This is a genomic window from Blastococcus sp. MG754426 (assembly GCF_021699055.1).
In the GTDB taxonomy this organism is placed as follows: Bacteria; Actinomycetota; Actinomycetes; order Mycobacteriales; family Geodermatophilaceae; genus Blastococcus.
The window spans coordinates 1-19,149 of the sequence record NZ_SSXC01000037.1 but is presented as its reverse complement, the minus strand read 5'-3'; the positions used below and the strand labels follow the sequence as shown (position 1 = coordinate 19,149).

The 19,149-nt window shown below is 70.3% G+C and carries 6 protein-coding genes; 1 reads left to right on the top strand and 5 read right to left on the bottom strand.

Annotated features, from left to right (window positions below; genetic code table 11):
* Window positions 1-2,754, top strand: coding sequence for an AAA family ATPase (locus E9549_RS13200; protein ID WP_236827004.1), 2,754 nt, complete (start codon window positions 1-3; stop codon window positions 2,752-2,754).
* Between the two features lie 304 nt (window positions 2,755-3,058).
* Here E9549_RS13200 and E9549_RS13195 read toward each other — a convergent pair whose 3' ends face one another.
* The 5 genes from E9549_RS13195 to E9549_RS13175 form a co-directional block, all read right to left on the bottom strand.
* Window positions 3,059-6,196: a DUF3427 domain-containing protein gene (locus E9549_RS13195; RefSeq protein WP_236827003.1), complete on the bottom strand. Its 3,138-nt coding sequence runs from the start codon at window positions 6,194-6,196 to the stop codon at window positions 3,059-3,061.
* Complete coding sequence (locus E9549_RS13190) at window positions 6,193-12,093, bottom strand: DUF4011 domain-containing protein (RefSeq protein WP_236827002.1); 5,901 nt, start codon at window positions 12,091-12,093, stop codon at window positions 6,193-6,195. Before E9549_RS13190 ends, E9549_RS13195 begins: the two co-directional genes overlap by 4 nt.
* A gap of 146 nt (window positions 12,094-12,239) precedes the next feature.
* The gene (locus tag E9549_RS13185) at window positions 12,240-15,467 is read right to left on the bottom strand and encodes an exodeoxyribonuclease V subunit beta (RefSeq protein WP_236827001.1); all 3,228 of its coding nucleotides are present in this window, start codon (window positions 15,465-15,467) and stop codon (window positions 12,240-12,242) included.
* Entirely contained in the window at window positions 15,464-18,526 is a 3,063-nt protein-coding gene (locus tag E9549_RS13180) for a PD-(D/E)XK nuclease family protein (RefSeq protein ID WP_236827000.1), read from the bottom strand. The genes E9549_RS13185 and E9549_RS13180 overlap by 4 nt, the downstream gene beginning before the upstream one ends.
* Before the next feature lie 133 nt (window positions 18,527-18,659).
* A complete protein-coding gene (locus E9549_RS13175; RefSeq protein ID WP_236826999.1) occupies window positions 18,660-19,049 on the bottom strand; it encodes a DUF4268 domain-containing protein in 390 nt (129 codons plus the stop codon).
* Between the last annotated feature and the right edge of the window lie 100 nt (window positions 19,050-19,149).

Genomic DNA, 19,149 nt, shown 5'->3' with positions numbered 1-19,149 from the left:
ATGACGACCGCAAACAGGGCAGACTTAGCGCTCGAGCAAGAGCACTTCGACCTTGCATGGGAAGCGCGGGAGCGCAAGCGCCGGACCTTGCAGGGTGCTCCCTCGGCTGCCGCTGGCCCGCGGGCGGCCGTCTCAGCGGTCAAGAAGGGAGCCGACCGCCTGCTGGAGTCGATCGGTGCGCCAGACGAGCCAGTCGCGTTCGGACGCTTCGACCTGGCGGATGGGGAGGCCGTATACGTCGGCAAGCACCTCATCGCCAACGATTCACACGACCCGCTGGTCATTAACTGGCGGACCGACTTCGCGGCTCCGTACTTCACCGCGACGTACGACGACCCCCGCGGGCTTACTCGGCGACGCAAGTTCCAAACGACGAAGAACACCGTCGACGATTTTGAAGAGCTCGTCTTCGAAGACCTCGCACGACGCATCGGGGAGCTCTCCGGACTCGAGCAGTCCGGCATCGATGACGCCGTTCTCCGCGACCTCGAACAGCACCGCACTGGCGAAATGCGTGACATCGTCCAAACGATTCACGCCAGCCAGTACGAGCTCATCCGGTTGCCCCTCGAGCGACTTCTGATCGTCCAAGGTGGTCCCGGGACAGGGAAGACGGCGGTGGCCCTTCACCGCGTGTCCTGGCTGCTCTTCAACAACCGGGATCGGCTGACGCCTGAGCAGGTCCTCGTCGTGGGCCCCAATCCCACCTTCACCAAGTACATCCGCTCCGTGCTGCCGGGCTTGGGTGACGCTGACGTCATCCACCGTGACTTGCGCGGCCTGGGGCCTCAGCCGAGTTCTGGCCGCCTCGAGGATCCGGCCACCGCCCGACTCAAGGGCGATGCGCGGATGGCCGACCTGCTCGACCGCGCACTTATGCAACGTGTGCGTGTCCCGGACGGGCTGACGGAAGTCCTTGTCGGGCCAGAGCGCGGTGGGGTGCGGATCCCCCGGCCACAGCTCGAGTCAGCGCTCGAGCGCTACTCCTCTCAGGGAACCTATGCCTCGGGACGAGCCGCCTTCCGCAGGTGGGTAAATGAAGGCCCCGTACGTCGTGCGGCCGAGACGGTAACGCCCACGCAGATCGAGAGCGCCGTAGAGCGTCTATGGCCCTCACTCAGTCCGCAGGCCTTCCTCCGCGACCTCCTGGGCTCCCGGGAGCGGCTACTTGCAGCGGCAGGCGACGACTTCACGGGTACGGAGATCGGGCGCCTGGTGCGCCAGCAAGCCGACCGCCTCTCGGGAGAGACGTGGAGCGATGCCGACGTCGCCTTGCTGGATGAGGCGGACGCGCTGATCAACGGACCGGGTCCGCGCTTTGGACACATCGTGGTTGATGAAGCACAGGACCTCGCGCCGATGCAGCTGCGTTCGTTGGCGCGGCGCTCCGCGGAAGGCTCCATGACCCTTGTAGGAGACCTAGCGCAGTCAACCGGCGCATGGGCCAGGGACTCGTGGGACGACGTTGCTGAGGCACTGGAGAAGGCCTACGACGTCCAAATCGAAGAGCTCAGCTTCGGCTACCGGGTTCCACGACAAGTGTTCGAGCTGGCGGCTCGACTGCTCCCTCAGGCTGCGCCTGACGTTACGCCTCCACGGGTGGTCCGGGAGGGGCCGGAGGCGCCGCAGCTCGTCGAAGTAGATGAAGAGGATCGCTTGGTGGAGGCGGTTCGAATTGCCCAGGAGAGGGCCGGTCAGGGGCTGTTCGTCGGCCTTGTTTGTCCAGACACATTGCGAGACGACTTGGTCGCTCGGTTGAAGGCCAAGCGAGTCACATTCAGCGACGCCAGCGCAGGGGGCATCGGCGCCTCAATCAACCTCGTGAGCCCTGCGGACGCCAAGGGGCTCGAGTTCGACTCCGTGGTCGTCGTGGAGCCTGAGGCCATCGTCGCCGAGCACCAGCACGGTTTGCGGATGCTGTACGTGGCGCTGACACGTACGACTCAACACCTCGCCGTCGTGCACACGGGCGCACTGCTACCCCTGGAGGAGCTGCCGGTCGCACTAGTGGCGTCCGACTCGGCAGCCGCTGCCATTGCCCCGTCGCTTGAGATGGAGGGGCCAGAGGAAGGGGCTGTCGCGGCAGTGGGCAGCCAGCCGTTAAATCTCGACGAGCCGGCTACGAGGGAGCAGGTTCGTGTCGAGTGGCTGCCGCCAACACGTCCACCCCTGACCACGCCACCAGCGGCGGGGCTGGACGCGGTCAGCGAGCTCGTCGTAGGAGCGGTCACTGGGCCGCTGGCGCAAACGATCCGTGCCAGCGTCCCGCCCGGTCTGTGGCCTCGGTTGCTCGACCGTCTCCGGGAGGAGCTCGGCCTCCACAGCGCTGCCCCAGCGCCAGAGTCCCCCGGCGTTCCGGCTCCTGCCGTTCTCGCTCCTCGTGATCCAGATCCTGAGCCCGCCGACGCGCCATCCGACGCCGCCGAGGAACTGGACCTCGCCGGGCTCGAGGCTGCCTTCGACAAGCGGGTCAAGGATGACCTGGTGAAGCATGGCAGCCACATAAACGACTGGCTGTCGCGCAACCTCGGGGAGCTCGGGGGAGTGGGCTTTGCAAAGTTCCTGCTCGCGCGCGCTGAGCCTGTGCGGCTGCTGTACACGTTGGCGCGAAAAAGACTACTTCTCTACAGCATCGAGGCAGCAGTGCTCGATCCTCGATTCGCTCCCTTGTTCACGGCTGAGGAGCTGTGGGTGGCCGAACGACGTCTTTCAGACCTGGGATATACGACTGAATCAACGCGCGGATTCCAATGAGTGGCGTCCCTGTCCTACTCCGAACAAGCGGTTGGCAATGGAGCGGTCCGCAGGAGGCGTGCGTCCCTGAGTAGGCGACGGCGCCTGATGCCGAAGGCACGCGTCCGCGAACCCCTCCAGCTGTCGCCGCCAGGGCGGAGCCTTGCATCAGCCGGGTCACGGCGCCGTTAGGCACCGTGTGCCCCAGTGCGGCCGGCATCCACCACGCGCACGCCGTAGATGCCGAGGTCCGGGGCGGGCGCCGGCAGACCCCGCTAAGGCAGCCCCGACACGCGACGACTGGAGGAGATAGATCCTGGTCTCGTCAGGCGACCTTGGCCGCGTGGAAGACGTCCGCAGGAAGGGCGTGGTGGAGCTGCCAGAGGATCCGCATCGGTCGCTCGCCGGTGTGAGACAGGTATGTCATCGGGCCGGCGTACAGGTAGGGCGGCGTGCCCAGCGTTCCGTCCGACGTCTTCGTCTCGCGGACGAACAAGTGCACAGAGGTGCCCAGCTCGCGGTGGTTGATGTACCGCTGGCCGGTTGCGGACCGCTCGGCCGTGTTGTTCTGTGACTCCCACTGAAAAAGCGTCGGGGAGATGGCGTGGTCGGCGTACATGGTCGTGGGGGAAAAGTGCGCCTCTGACTTTAACAGCGTCACGAAGAAGACGTCGGCTCGATCGTCCGGGACCCACCGCACTCCCGAACCAAAGGTGCCGTTGAGGTTCTCCATCCCGAACGCAGCCAGGGCCTCGTCTCGGCTGTACCGCGCATGGACGTGCAGCGGCCGGGGGCCGGCGATCTCCAGCGCCGGCGCGACGCGGTGAATACGGTCGTGCAGCACACCGCTCAGCTCACGGAGCTCGGCCGCGCGTCCCGGGTGAGCCAGCAGCCGTTCCAGGCTGGCTTCGATGCTGCTGAAAGGCGTCCGGTTGCCGAAAAGGGAGAAGTGCAGCATCGCTGCGAGACGGCGGGTCCGGTCGTCGAGCTTGAACTTCCCCTCGGTGACCGACCGGAAGAACTGCAACCGTTCGACGTCGTCCGCGTGCAGCATGCGGCCGAGCGCTCCACCCAGAGTGGCGTCGTCGGGTCCCGGCCGGTCCTCCACCCACCCGGCAGCTCGTTGTAGGTCCAGCCAACTGCGACCACTGCCGCGATACAGGTCTTCGAGATCCACGCCGGACTCTTCGAGGAACCCCACGAGGGTCGGGCGCTGGAGACGACGAGCCTCGGCGGCGAGCCCCTTCCAAGACACGGTCAGTGACGACTTGATGTTGTCCAGTACGAGCTGCTGCGCCACCCGGTCGAGCTCGATGTGGCAGCCGGCCGGGAGGAGCGGAAACCCCTGCTCAACGTCTCGTTGCAAGCCTCGCCGTGAGCTGCCGGTGAGAGCGCGGAACCGAAGGTCGAAGCGAAACTCCTGGTGCTGCGCCCCGATGAAGTCGAGAACCGTCAGGCACGACTTGTCCTCGGACAACCGCAAGCCGCGCCCGAGCTGCTGGAGAAAGACGGTGGCGCTCTCCGTCGGCCGGAGGAACAAGACGGTGTCGACGGCCGGCACGTCGAGCCCCTCGTTGAACAGGTCGACCGTGAACAGCACGTTGACTGTGCGATCGCGCAGTGCGATGAGTGCCGCTGCGCGGTCCTCACGGGAGGTTCCCGAGGTGACAGCGAGGCTGGGGATGCCCGCGTCGGTGAAGCGGCGCGCCATGAAATCAGCGTGCTGGATGCTCACGCAGAAGCCGAGGGCCCGCATCCTGCCCGGGTCGTCGACCTTGTCCCGGATCGCTTGGAGAATGAGCCGTACCCGGACGTCATCGCCGGTGTAGATATTGGTCAGCTCAGCTGTGTCATAGCCGCGTCCGCGCCTCCATCGCACCTGTTCTAGGGCGACGTCGTCGTGGATGCCGAAGTACTGGAACGGCGCCAACAGCCCTTGCTCCAGCGCTTCCCATAGCCGCAACTCGACTGCGGTGCGGCCGTCGAACCATTCCCGCACATCGGCGCCGTCCGTCCGTTCGGGCGTCGCGGTGAGTCCGACGAGGACCTTGGGCGTGAGGTGCTCGAGAAGGCGTCGGTAGGTGGCGGCCATCGCATGGTGAAACTCGTCGACGACCACTAGGTCGAAATGCGCCGGATCGAGTTCCGCCAAGTCGAGCTGGGACAGCGACTGCACCGATCCGAAGACATGGCGCCACTCCCGGGGGCGCTGGCCACCGACGTACAGCTCACCGAAGTCACCCTGCCGCAGCACGTGGCGGAACGTTGACAGGCTCTGCGCCAGCAACTCCTCCCGGTGGGCGACGAAGAGGATGCGGTCGGCGGTCCCCGCGGCTCGCAAGCGCTTGTAGTCCAGCGCGGACACCACGGTTTTCCCGGTCCCCGTCGCCATCACCACGAGGTTGCGCCACCGGTTGTGGACAGTGCGCTCGGCTTCCAGCTCGTCGAGAATTTCGCGCTGGTAGCCGAACGGCCGAACATCGAGCGACGTGATCTCGATCGGCAGGTCCGTTGGCCCCCCGCGCTCCGCGCTGAGTGCTGCGCGCAGCCGGTCGCCATCCCGCCCGGGCGCGTACGTCTCGAACGATGGATCCGCCCAGTAGCTGTCAAAGGTCTCAGCGAAGGTATCGAGCAGATGCCCCTGCTCGACGCTGGACAGGCGGACGTTCCACTCCAGGCCGTCGGTCATCGCCGTCCGCGACAGGTTCGAAGAGCCGACGTAGGCGGTTGACATGCCGCTCGCGCGGCGGAAGAGCCAGGCCTTGGCGTGCAGCCGCGTCGTGCGCGTCTCGTAGGAGATCTTGACGTCGGCGCCCAGTTCGACGAGACGGTCCAGGGCGCGCTGGTCGGTCGCCCCCATGTAGGTCGTCGTGATGACCCGGAGTCGGCCGCCCCGCTCCTGCAGGTCTAGCAGGGCCTTCTCGAGGACCCGCACACCTTGCCACTTGATGAACGCGCATAGCAGGTCGACGTCGTTAGCGGAGGCGAGCTCCCGGGCCACCTCGAAGCCGATGCGCGGCTGCCCGCGGCCGTTGACCAGGAGCGCGCTCGTGGATAGCGGCGTAGCCGGTCGTTCCGGAAATGACGTGGGGCCGGGCACCGTGCGCGGCGCCGCCACCGCGAGCAGGGTGCGTGGCGGATCAGCGACCGGCTCGTCAAAGGCGCCAGCATCGGCAGAGAGCTCATTGATCAACGTGACGATGCGATTGGCCAGCGCCACCTGGCGGGCGACGGCAGCGGCGTCGGAGCCGCCGGCAGCGCGCAACGCCCGCTTGGCCAGTTCGGTGATGTGGCGGGTCAACGCCTCGTGGGCATCGGCAGGGTCGAGTCCACCGAGGTCGACAAGCTCCGGCGGAACCTCCGCTAATGACCGCAGCAGCCGATCGGTGACCAGGTGCTCGTAGAGCCCGGGAGCCAGTCCAGCCTCGGTCGACAGTTGGTGCCTGTCCAATCCCATGGTCATCCGGGGAGCACCAGGCCCGTCGACTGCATGGTCAGACGCCCAGAAGCCATGGCGTGTGCCAGTGCCGCTTCGAGCAGCGCCACCTGGGCGGGGGTCCGTCGGCGCAAGCCGAACACCTCCAGCGTCTGAGCGAACAGTTCGTCCTGGGTCATGCCGGCCGCGGCGCGGCAGAGCGCCGCCATCGCGTTGCCGATCTCCTCGGGAGCGACGTGCTCCAGCGGCCGATCGGTGCCATTCGCGTGACGGCGGAACCCCGTCCACGTCCCTCGTTGAAGGTCGGCCGGCCAGACGAAGTCACCCACGACCAGCGACGCAGGGATGACCGCGGCGATCGCGTCCTTGCGCCCCTGGGCGACCCGGCCGAGCCCGAACGCCGACGCAGTCAGGCGCGCCAGGCGGTCCAAGTGAATCGGACCCTCGGCCTCCACGCCCGAAATGAGGACCGTCCGGACCCTCTCGGCGGCGCGGCGGCCCGGCAACTCGTCGAGGACGCTGCGATCACCGGTCGCGTCGGGCTGCCACGCCACGAACTCGGACTCGCCCTCCAAGGTGGCTGCCACTGCCTTCGGAGCCGGAGCCGTCTCCACCGTGGACGACGGCGCTGCCGCCTCGACGGCAACGCTCGGTCCGGGGTCCGAGGACACAGCGGCGGGCCGAGGGGCGTCAGCTGCGCGGGGCGGCGGCTGCTGCGCGGGCGCGTCCAGGGCGGCGACCAGCCGATCGAGAACCGCATCGGGCTCGGCGAGCCAGGACGGCAACCACACCCGCTCGACCGCCGGCCAGCCGAGCATCCCCCCGAGGACGTCGACCGGCAGCCCGTCGCGGTCGCCCACGGTGCCTCGACCCGCCCAAGCCGGACCGTCGAGAAGGACGGCCATCAGGGGACGGTCCGGCGAGTCGGCCCGAGCGACGGACAGATCGATTTTGAAGTCGGAGAGGCCGACATCGGTCCGCACCGCGAGACCACGGGCCCGGAGTCCGGCGGCGATCTCTTCCCGATGCCGATCGGGTACGGAGGGAGCCTGCCCGTCACGGGGGAGCACGCCGGTGCCCTGAGCGGCGAGGTCGAGGTAGGACCGCAGGTGCTTGACTCCTACCGACGAGGTCTCCTCCGCCCGCAGCTGGGCCGGGTCGAACGACGAGAAGACCACGACCTGCCGGCGCGCCCGGGTGACGGCGACGTTCAGCCGCCGCTCGCCTCCCGCGCGGTTCAGGGGACCGAAGTTCAACGGCAGCACGCCGCGCTCGTTGACGCTGAAGCCCGTGGAGAAGAACACCACGTCGCGCTCGTCGCCCTGGACGTTCTCCAGGTTCTTGACGAAGAGACCCTCGCCGTCGGTGCGGTCGAGCGCCTCGACGAGTCGCTCGTCTCCGGCATCGCGCAACAGCGCCTCGATGTAGGCGCGCTGCTGCTGGTTGAAGGTCACGACCCCGAGCGACGGCAGGTCGTCGGGCGAGGCGGCGAACCGGCGGCGAATCTCAGCGACGACTGCCTCGGCCTCGACGGGGTTCGTGCGCAGCAACTGACCCCTTCCGGCCCGCTGGAAGGTGCCGTCGACCCGGACGAGGGAGATCCCACGCCCGTCAGGGTCTGCCGTCGCGCGGCCGTGCACCGGTGCCGGGAAGGACGACAGGCGGTTCTCATAGTACTGCCGGTTGCTGAAGGCGATCAGCGACTCGTCCTGGCTGCGGTAATGCCAGGAGAGCCACTGCCGGGGTACCCGTGCCTGGACGCACTCGGAGAGGATGGACTCCTCGTCCTCGACGACCGGCTCGGCGGAGTTCTCGACGTCCTCGTCGTCGCCGGTACCGGATGCGGGCTCGGCGAACGTCGTTGGGGGCATCTGCTTGCTGTCCCCGACGACGACGGCAGCTTTCGCGCGACCTAGTGCACCGATGGCGTCTGCCACGCGGATCTGCGACGCCTCGTCGAAGACGACCAGGTCGAATAGTTCGGCTTCGGCGGGGAAGAACCTCGCCACCGAGTCGGGGCTCACCAAGACGCACGGGATCACCGCGGTGATCAACTCGCCGTAGGTGGCCAGCAGGCCGCGAACTCCTAGGCCGCGGCGCTGCTTCGCCAGTTCCCGCTGCAGTGCTCCGACCTGACCCAGCCCGGTCGCCGGGTCGAAGGGTCGGCTCTGCAGCACTCCGGCCGGCACCGCCGACCGCAGGTGTTCGCGCACCGCGCGAGAAGCGGCCGTGAAGCGGTGGATGGCGCGCTCGTGCCGCTCCGGCTGGAAGCCGTCCAGGCCGGTGGCCGCTCGGCGCTCGCGAACCGACGACTCGGCGAGTCCTCGATCGAATGCGCGCACCGCATCATCGGCCTCGAGCCGGCCGGACAGGATGACCTCGCGCGCTTCGCCCAGGCCGACGGCGCGCAACGACTCCACACCCGCGATGAGGTCCAGCCAGCGCTGCAACGAGGGCAGCTCGGGCACCTCCATAGCTCGCTCTGCCGCGGTGGCGTCCCAGCGGGTGAGCACCCCCTCGGCGCCGGCCCAGGCGGCGAACCGGTCCTCCGGGGTTCGACATGCGGACAGCAGGCGCGAGAGAGCGTCTCGGGCGCGCTCCACAGCTGTGCCGGCGTCAGCGTCGACGATCGGGCCGGCCGCGAGGAGGGAGCGGAGGATGCCGGGGAAGCCGTCTGCGGCATCCACGGCTGCGCCGGCGTGGCGTAGCCACTCGACCTGCCGATCCAGCAGGTCCCGCCCGGCGTCGGTGAGCGGGTTCCATTGCGGGGGCACGGCGAGTCCGGGGACGCCGGCGGCCCGCTGGGCGATGGCGCGGACTGCGGACTGGACCTGCAGCAGCGCCCCGGTCAGCTCGGGCACCGCCTTCGGCGCGACCTCGGCCCCGGGCCGCAGGACCGGTGCGAGCTGCTCCCGGACAGCGATCAGTCGCTTCTTCCGGCCGAACCAGCTCGACGCCGCGGCGGCGGTGGCGGCTGCGTGGATGTCGGCCAGGGGCAGGTCGAGAGCCGCCGGGGTGGCGGCGTCCAGCCCGGGATGCGTGGCGGCCACGAACGCCGAGACCTCGTGGGCCACGGATCGCGTGGCATCGCTCCACCGTGGCGAGCGGGTCTCGTCGAGGACGGCCAGGCCCACGGCCGGCCCCGACAGGAGTCGAGCGAGTGTGTCCAGGTCTGTCGGCGTCCGCGCTGCCCGGACGACGGGAGCGAGACGGCCCTCGCGAGGCAGCACCGCCAACGCTTCCGTCAGGTCCATCGCCGCCTGCCGGACGGCGGAGGCCGACACGTCGGCGGTGTCGACGAACGCCCACGGGTGGTCCGGACGGGGGCGAGCCTGGTCGGTCAGGTCCGGGAGGCCGGCCAGGAACTGCCGGATACCGGCGACCGCCTCCGGAGACGTACTGGCGACGAAGGTGGTGGGGACCGGGAGAGCCGCAACTTCGGTTCTTGCGGACAGCACGGCGGTGCGAGCGGTGTAGAGCGACAGCCCCGCCCCGTTCGTCTCGTGCAGCCGCTGGGTGTACCGGTCCAAGCTCCGGCGGGCCGACCGGAGGTCCTCCTGGTCGGTGGCCAGCCCCTGGTCGTCCACCGCGACCGCGTGATCCAGCGCCTGCCGGATCTGGGCCCGGACGACCGCCGGCTTGCTGCCCTTGTCGTGCAGGTCGAGCGCGAACGGGCTCATCCCGACCGCGGCCAGCCGCCGATAGACGACATCGAGGGCCGCGCGCTTCTCCGCGACGAACAGCACCCGCTTGCCGTCGGCGACGGCGCGGGTCAGGAGGTTGGTGATCGTCTGCGACTTGCCGGTGCCGGGTGGGCCCTCGAGCACGAAGGTCCGTCCGGCGGCGGCCTCGGCCACGGCGCGCAGCTGGGAAGCGTCGGCCGGGACCGGGCAGCGTGCGGCCAGGTCGTCGAGGTCGGCGTGGTCGGCTCCCGTCGTGACGGGGTCGATGAACGGTTCGGTGGGCTTGCTGACCAGGTGGGCGACGAGCGCATTGGTCGATAGCTCAGCCCAGTGCTCGTCCAGGTCCTTCCAGAGGCGGAACTTGGCGAACTGCAGGATGGCCAGGTCGGCCGTTGGCTCGACCCGATAGGGCAGCCCGCGCTCGGCGAGGGCTATCCGCATCGCCTGCAGCGCGGCGTCGAGGTCGATGCCGGCTCCGTCCTCGGCCGGCTCTGCGAGACCCGGCACGGAAAGGCCGTGGAGCTGGCGCAGCTTCTCCAGCAGGCAGTAGTTGGGCGTGCTGGTGCCGGACTCGTCGAGGACCATCCGATATCCGCTGTTGCGAGCGCCGGAGACCACGTTCACCGGGACCAGGACGAGTGGCGACCGGAGTGGCCGACCATCGAGCTCCCAGGCAAGGCTGCCCAGCGCCAAGTAGAGGTTGTTGGCGCCGGTTTCCTCGACGATCGTCTTCGCCTTGTACGCGAGGTTGCGGAAGCGGGTGAGGTAGCCGGCCTCGGTGACGTCCGCGAAGACGGCGCGCCGGCTGTGCAGGATTTCCGTCAGCTGGTCCTGGGGCAGCTCGCGCGCCGACCGCAAGCCGCGAGCTCGCTGGATCTCGGCGATGTGGTCGGAGGGGAGCAGATTGATCGGCGTCCCTTCGTTGACCATGTCCTCTAAGGCAGCGAGGGAAGCGTCCGGCACCGTCAGCGCCAACCCGGACCGGTCGGTGTAGTTGATCAGCCGGTTGCGCAGGCTCAGGTCGAGCAGGGCGTTCTTCCACTGCTGGACGCGAGCGGGGACGTCCGGCCGGTCAGCGGGACCGGCAGGGCGATCTGAAGGCTGGACGAAGCGGAGGGGAGCGCTGTGCTCGGCAGGGCGGTACTCGACGACGTTGATCGCGCCATCGGCGTCCCTGGTCCGGGCAGGCAGCGGCAGGATCTGATCCTGGCGGGCGCGGTGGACATCGACGACCCCGGTGACTCGATCCAGGTCTCCGGCGAGCCATTTCGCATACGGCTGCCGGTGCAGGTCGCCGGCCGAGTTCTGGTCGTCGCCGACCAGCATGGTGGTCTCGATCAGGCGGATCAGTCCGAGGTCGACGAGATTGACCAGCGACGCCACCTCGGTCGAGACCGTGCTCTCGACTGGCACTTCCTCCCGCCAGTAGCCGAGGAACGCGTGGCCCTCCACCACCCACAGCAGCGGACGGATGCCGGCCTGCTCGAGCGCTGCGGCGAGCACCACCACAGTGTCGAGGCAGGTACCGATCCGGCCGTCCAGGACGTCGCCCGGCGTCCGGACCTTCTGTCCGTTGTCGGCCCAGCTCGCCGGCGGTTCGCTGTAGCGGATGGAACGACGCCGCATCGCTTCGGCGAGGGCGTCGGCGATCTGGTCGACGCGTTCGGCGCCCGACTGGTAACCCTGCACCGCTGAACTGCCCGTCGCCGACCGGAGAAGCTCCGCCGCTTCGCTGACGAGCGCAGTGACGGACGGGTGGTTCGGCATGACGTGGGCCGCCAGCATCTCCAGAGCCAATGCCGGCGGTGAGGCCAGCCACTGCTGCGCGGCCAGAACCTGGACCGGAACCGCTCTGCGAGCCAGTACGCGCTCACCCTGGGCGACTTCGACGTCCACCGTGCCGGGGCGCTGCTCCTCGACCTGCAGCATGGCGGCGGGATCGAGGCGCAGGGGAACGTCGGTGAGAACCGCCGTCGCTCCCTCCTCGAGGTCCACGAGCAGTTCGACGGGCGTCCCGATCGCCCCCTCGGCGTCGCACACCGACAGTCGGACGATCGCGGCGTCGACGGGTCGCCCTCTGTTGGTGACCACCAGGCGGGAGATCACCGGCACCCGGTTGTGGGCCAGCGCGTAGCTCAGAACCTTCGTGGCGGTGACGTCGATCCCGATCGGAGGAGCTGATGCGGTCGCTCCCTGCTCGGCGTCGAACGGCATCCGGTCGGCCCCCGTGCTGTCACCCATGCGGTGTTCCTACCTTCTGCGGCTGACTCCATGAATCAGGAGCGGGTGAGCGTCATGCCATCGGGTCGGAAGTGAGCGGAGTGGCACCCCCATCGGCCATGGGCGCCCTTGCCGGCTCCTCGGACTCACGCGGACGGCGGAGGATTTCAGCCGGACGGAGGGCCGGCGACCACCGAGCCGACGGGGTTGAGGAAGGCCAGGCGTAAGTCGACGGCGGTGTTGCCCGTCGCAGCGCTGAGCACCGTCGCGTAGGAGCGCAGCTGCGGCGCGTAGTACTGGGCGCGGGCGGCGACCGCCTCGGCCGGGATAGCGTCGGTCTTGTAGTCGATGACCACCAGGGAACCGTCGTCCTCCCGATAGACCAGGTCGACGTAGCCCTCGAGCACCGTGCCGTCGTCCTGCACCGTTCCGACGTACATCTCCCGCCAGTGCTCCCTCGCGGCCGCCCGCTGCACGATCTCCGACTCCAGCGCCGAGCGCACCAGCGCAGTGACGACGTCGGCGTGCATCTCGACACCCTCGGCCACGCACTGCGCCGCCACGGCGTCGTCCAGACCGCTCCCGGTGGCCAGGTCGATCTGCTGCAGCACCCCGTGCACCGCCCGGCCGATCGCCGTCCCATACCGGCCCTTCGACCAGGCCGGCAGTTCGACGTTGAGGGCGCCCTTCGCCGAGCCGGTGTCGCCGCCGCCGAAAGCGACCGAAGGCTCCGTCCCCTCGAGCCCCGATGCCGAGACCGCCGAGGCGACGCCGCTGGCCGAGCGCACCCGGGTCAGCTCCGCCAGCCAGTCGCCGTACTCCTCCGGAACCCGGGGCGCGACGGGCTCGGCGAAGACCGACGAGCCGTCGCCCAGCTCCGCCACCGACCACGACTCCGCGCCGGACGCGCTACCTCCCGCGTCCGCGATCAACTTGGCCGCCGTCTCGGTGCGCGACACCGCCGAGCGGTGCAGCGACACCACGAGGTGGTCCCGGGCCCGGGTCGCCGCGACGTACAGCAGCCGCCGGCGCTCGCGCTCGTCCATCTGCTCATCGACCGGCTGGGCGGCGTCGAAGTCACCCGTCGTCACGCCCTTGCGCAGGGACACCTCGTAGCCGCCGGACGCCGGCCACAGCACCCGGACCCCCGAGGGGCTGCGCGGCCCCGCGGTCAGGCCGCTCATCACGACGATCGGGAACTCCAGCCCCTTCGCTGCGTGGATAGTCATGATCCTCACCGCGCTGGCGTCGGTCTCCGGCAGCGACGCCTCCACCACCCGTGAGCTCTCCTGGCCGTGCAACTCCGCCCACGCCAGGTAGGCCCGCAGCCCGCCGTGCTCCGACTCCGACCACGCCCGCGCCTGGTCGACGACGAACCGCAGCCGCCGCCACTGGTCTCGCGCCCGCGGGCTGGTCGCCGCCACCTCGAGCATCCGGCGGTCGGCCACCAGGGCGGCCAGCACCTCGGCGGGCGACAGCCAGCGCGAGTCGTTGTGCAGCCGCCGCAGGTATGCCAACGCCTGCGCCACCGGGTGGTCGCGGCGGTCGTCGGCGACCGGCGCCAGGAGGTTGAGCACCCCGCCGTCGCGCTTCCAGGTCCAGAGGTCGTCGTCGCCGCAGCCGAACAGCGGCGAGCGGAGCGCGGTGACCAGGGCCAGGCCGTCGCTCGGGTCGGCGACCGCCCGGGCGGCGGCCAGCAGGTCCCGGACCTCCTGCGCCTCGTAGACGAGCGAGCTCGCCTCGGCGCGGTAGGGGATGCCGGCGTCGTCGAGCGCCTCCTCCAGGAACGGCAAGGAGGTGCGCGCCGGCACGAGGATGGCGATGTCGTCGAGCCGCGCCGGCCGCCACTCCTTCGTCTCGTCGTCGCAGACCTGCCAGGCCTCGGTGATCGCCCGGCGGACCACCCCGGCGACGTCCGCGGCCTCCAGCTCACGGAGTTCCGCCGCTGAAAGCTTGTCGGTGTGCGCCTCCGCGCTCAGGGCCACGACGGACGGTGCGTTCCCGAGCGGCTCACGCACCGCGTCCAGGGCGCGGTACTCCGGCTGCCTGTCCGGCTCCGCCACGATCAGCCGGCCGAAGACGTCGTTGACCCAGGAGAGGATCGGCTCGGTCGTGCGGAAGTTCGATGTCAGGCTGACCTCGGTGCCGATCACCCGCTGCGACCGCAGGTACATCGCGATGTCGGCCCTGCGGAACCGGTAGATCGACTGCTTGGGGTCACCCACGACGAACAGGGACCCCGGTGGGACGACGACGTCCTCCCACTGCTCCTGGCTCGCCTCGGCGCCGCCCGCGATGCGCACCGCCAGCTCGATCTGGATCGGGTCGGTGTCTTGGAACTCGTCCAGCAGCAGGTGCGAGTAGCGGTCGTGCAGCGCCGCCCGCACCGCGGGCTGGTGTCGCAGGAGGTCGCGCGAGATGACCAGCAGGTCGTGGAACTCCAGGCGGCCGGCGGCCTTGCGCTCCTGGGCGGCGTCGATGACCCGCGCGGCGATCCACCGCGACAGCAGCCGCAGCGTCGTCTCCAGCACGTCCTTGACGACCGCGTCGGCGTCGACGATCAGCTGCTTGCAGGCGTCCTTGATCCCGTCCAAGGCCGCCTTGCCGCCCCAGTTCTTCGCCTGGCCGTACCGGTGCTTCAGCTCGGCGGCCTCGCGCAGGACCTCGAGCCGTTGGGCCGCGTCCACCGCCGCACCCAGTCGGGTGCCCCACGCGCCGAAGGAGGTGAGGTCGGGGAGGAACTTGTCGGCGGCGTCGGTGCACTCATCGGTGCGGCCGGCCAGCTCGGTCGCCATCCGCACCAGGTCGTCGAGGTCCCGCAGCTCGGGGACCGGCAGCTGCTCGTCGGTGAGCACCCGCTCGGACACCAGGTCCCAGTCGGCGTTGAACAACTTGGTCAGGGAGCGCAGGTGGTCCAGCGTCACGCCGGCCGACATCGCCAGCAGCAGCGGATGCGCGATGGCGTCGTCGTCCAGCAGCCGGGTGCGCTGCTCGGCCCACCGCTCCTCGAAGGCGACCGAGCTGCTCAGTTCATCGGCGACCTCCAGCAGCGGCGGCAGGCCCGCTTCGATCGGGTGCTCGCCGAGGATCCGCTGCGCGAAGGAGTGCAGCGTGCCGATCGCCGCGCCGTCCAGGTCGTCGAGCGCCTGCTGGGCGAGCTCGCCGTCGTCGCGCTCCAGCGCCGAGCGCAGCCGGTCGCGCAGCTCGGCGCCGGCCTTCTCGGTGAACGTGACCGCGGCGACCGACCGCATGGGGACGCGCGCCTCGGTGACCAGCGCGGTGATCCGGTCGACCAGGCAGGTGGTCTTGCCCGACCCCGCACCAGCCTCGACGAAGAGGGTGCGGTCGAGGTCCTCGCGGATCGCGCGGCGGGCGGCGTCGTCGTTCAGGTTCATGCCTGGCCTCCGTCGGCGGGCAGCGGCTCGATGAGGGCGACCAGCTCGGCCAGCCGCGGATCGGTCTTGGTGCGCAGCCAGCGGGCGCGGGCGTTGCCGTGGCCGATGCCGTCGGGGTTGCAGAAGGCGCACTGGACGTAGGCGAAGTCGTCCTTCTCCGGCGGCCTGGCCGGGAAGAGGCCGGTGCGGATGCCGGCGACCAGCACCTGCAGGGTCTCCGCGTACCGCTGCTCCACCTCGGGCGTGAGCGGGACGGCGATGCGCCCCTTGTCCCGCCGCACGAACCAGTAGGCGGCCTCGACCTCGGCGTCGGGCCGGTCGAGGACCTGCCGGGCCGCGTGGGCGTACACGGGCAGCTGCATCTTCGTGCCGCCGAGGACGGGGTCGTCGGCGCAGAGGCCGGCGAACGAGCGGGCGCTGCCGCTCTTGATGTCGGTCACCACGAGCCGACCATCGGCCGTCTCGTCGACCTTGTCGGCCGAGCCGCGCATGAGCACGGTGCCGCCGTCGGGCAGCTGGACGGCCACCGGTTCTGCACCGTTCATGCCGAAGGCCAGCTCGCTCGCGAGAACGCGGGCCTGCTGCTCGGCGCGCCACACGTCGTCGGCGGCGAGCATCGCCTGCAGGTCAGCCTGGATGCGGACGAGCACCTGCTGCCACAGGCGCGGGTGACCGGTGCGCCCGTCGGCGGCCATTTCCGCGGCCCGGGCGTCGGCGATCTCGGCCAGCCGGTGGCGATGTGCGTCGGTCCAGGGCTCGCCGTGGCCGGGCAGGTCCTCGGCGAACTCGGTGACCAGCTGGTCGAACGACTCGTGCATCAGGGTGCCGATGTCGGCGGGGCTGATCGTGAGGACGTCCTCGGGCTGCTCGATCGGCTGGATGCCCAGCACCCGGTCGATGAAGTAGGAGTGCGGGCAGCCGGCGTACTTCTCCAGCGCGGTGGGGGAGACGGCGCGCTCGCCGGCGGCGAAGTCGGGGAGCCCGTCGGGGACAGCGGAGAGGTCACCGTCGAACCGGGTGAACGCGTCGCTCTCGCGGCTCGCGTTGAGGGTGTGCGCGGCGGCGACGACGGCGTCGTCCAGCTGCAGGCCGCCGTGTGCCGCCTGCGTCCGCCACTCCTGCTCGCTGGCCGGCTGCTGGGCCGTGGCCAGGGAACCGGCGAAGGAGGGGGAGGTGGTGAGGTGGCCTGCGGCCGTCTCCCACTTGGTGGCGGTCAGGCCCGGGTCGCCGGAGAGCTCCCGCAGGGTGGGCAGCAGCCAGCGGCTGGGCAGGTACCGGCTCTTGGTGCGCAGATCGCCGCGGGGGAACGACGCCACGACGCGTGGTGCGGCGGCGAAGGCAGCGAGCAGGTGGCGGTGGGCGGCGTCGATCCGCTCCCGGTAGCCGAGCAGTTGGCCGCCGGTCACCTCGCGGGCGCGCTCCGGCAGCAGCGGGTCCTCGCGCAGCCGGCCGGGGTACATCCCTTCGGCCAGGCCGAGGACGAAGACGACGTCGGCGTCCAGCCCGATGGCCGCGGAAACCGGGGCGACGAGCACGCCGTCGCCGAACCGGCCGACGCGGGGGAGCGCGGCTTCGAGCTGGCTGGCCAGCGTCTCGCGCAGCTTCCTGAGCCCGGCCGGGGCGCCGAGGGCATCGAGGGCGCCGAGCGCGCGGAGTGACTGCTCCAGGGCGCCGGCCGCGTACTGCTCTTCGACGGGAAGGGCAGTCAGCTCCTCGGCCTCGCCGATCAGCGAGTGGACGAGATCCAGCGCCCAGCCGGAGAGCTCCGCCCAGCTGAGCAGGCCTGCGCCGCGGTGCAGCTCGGCACGCAGGCGGACGGCGAAGCCGCGCAGCCGCTCGGCGTTGTCGATGTCGGCGGCCAGCTTCTCGCGCCGTCCGTCGCTGTCGGTCCCCGCCAGCTCCTCGCGGTGGGCATCGGCGTAGTGCTGGAGCCTCGTGTCCCAGTCGTCGCCCTGGACGACGCCGGCCGCACGCGACAGCCGCTCCCAGCGCGAGACGGGGATGCGCTGCCCGTCGGCGGTCCGCATCGGTACGGCGGCCAGCACGCGGAACAGGTCGCTACGGGACAGCTCGTTGGTCGCCAGATCGAGCAGCTCGAGGACGGCTCGGGCGACGGCGCGCTCGTGCACCGGGCGGGTGCCGGGCCCGTTCACGGTGATGCCGGCCGCGCCCAGGTGCTCGTGCAGCAGACGGGCGTAGGGGTTGCCCTTCGCGTAGAGGACGGCGACGCGGTGGGCCTTCGTCGTCTTCAGCGCGGTGACGACCTCGCGGACGACGCAGCGGACCTCGTCGTCGGCGTCTGAGGCGGTGACGACGCGGGTGGCGGTGGGTTCACGTGCGCTGTCGCCGGCGTCGGCGCCCACCCGGTGGAGGGACCGGAGGACGGCGGCGTCCGCCTTGTCGCTGCCGGTGCGGCCGGCGACGACCCGGAGTGTGCCCGCGGTGGCGACCGCATTGACGAAGTCGGCCTCGGCCTGGGTGAGCTGCTGGGGCAGGTAGAGGACGACGGTGCCGACCTCTCGCATCCGTTCCGGCTGCTCGCGCGCGATGCGGGTGGCGGTGTGCAGGAGGTCGGTCTCGTCGTACCAGGCGGGGGAGAGGCCGGCCCGCACGTCGCGGTGGAGGCGGACGAGGTCGGGGCCGAGGGTGGTGGCGCCGGCGACGGCATCGAGGACGGCGTCGTCGAGGTCGCGCAGCTCCCGGCCGGCGCGGACGAGGGCCTCGACGGTGGCGGGGTGTTCGGCGACCGCCTCGAAGACGCCGGGCTCCTTGCTGAGCGCGGCCCGCCACGACGCTGCGACGACTGCCGTGGTGGCGGGGCGGCGGGGGTGCAGCGCTGGAGTCGCGAGCTGCTCGGCGAGGCGCACGATCGTCGTGGGGAACAGGGCCGCGACCCCGGAGTGGCCGTCGCCGAGGCCGTGGGCGAGGAAGCGGCGGGCCACGATGCCGGCGATGTTGTTGGGCACGAGGACCGTCACGGGTGCGAGCGGGTCGCCGTCCTTGGCCTCCCGGACGGCGTCTCGGAGTTCTTCCAGCGCAGCGCGGCCGTACGCGGTCATGCATCCCCCCGTGGTCAGAACCACGGCGGACCGTAACAACGACGCCGCGGCATAGCGGTTACCGCACCGGATGCTGCCTGGCGTCTCCCCCTATCGGGTCACAACGACCTCACGCATCGCACGAGCGACCGACTCAGCCGCCCACGACATAGCTGATGCCGCCTACGCACGCGAAGGCCCGTCGAAGCCTCGTCTGGGTCTCAACCATCCAGTCGAGGTAGGCGGGCCAGCTCTCGCGCTGGTCGACAGCGGCCGGCCCCGTCTGATCCTCGATCCGGCAGGCCTTCTTTCCCTCCAAGGGATCGAAGTGGAGCTGTCCGCCGTACTCGGCTTCGAACTGCTCGCGCACGTCCAGAAGTCGGGCGAACATCGCCTGGTTCTGCTGAGCGCTGGCGTTGTCGAAGTACAGCTCGCTGCGCAGGCGGGAGTCCTTCGCGAAGCTCACGCCCCAGATGAGGCCCTGGCCGCCGCCGGGCATGTCGAAGTGGCTGGTGGTCGGCGCCTTACCCTTCGACCAGTTCAACTGAAGCGCCCCAGGTTTCGTGCCGCTCTCATACGGGCTGCTCCTGCGGGATGAGGGCAGCGTAGTGGGCCTCCTCGGCCTCGTTCGGGGTGATCATTCC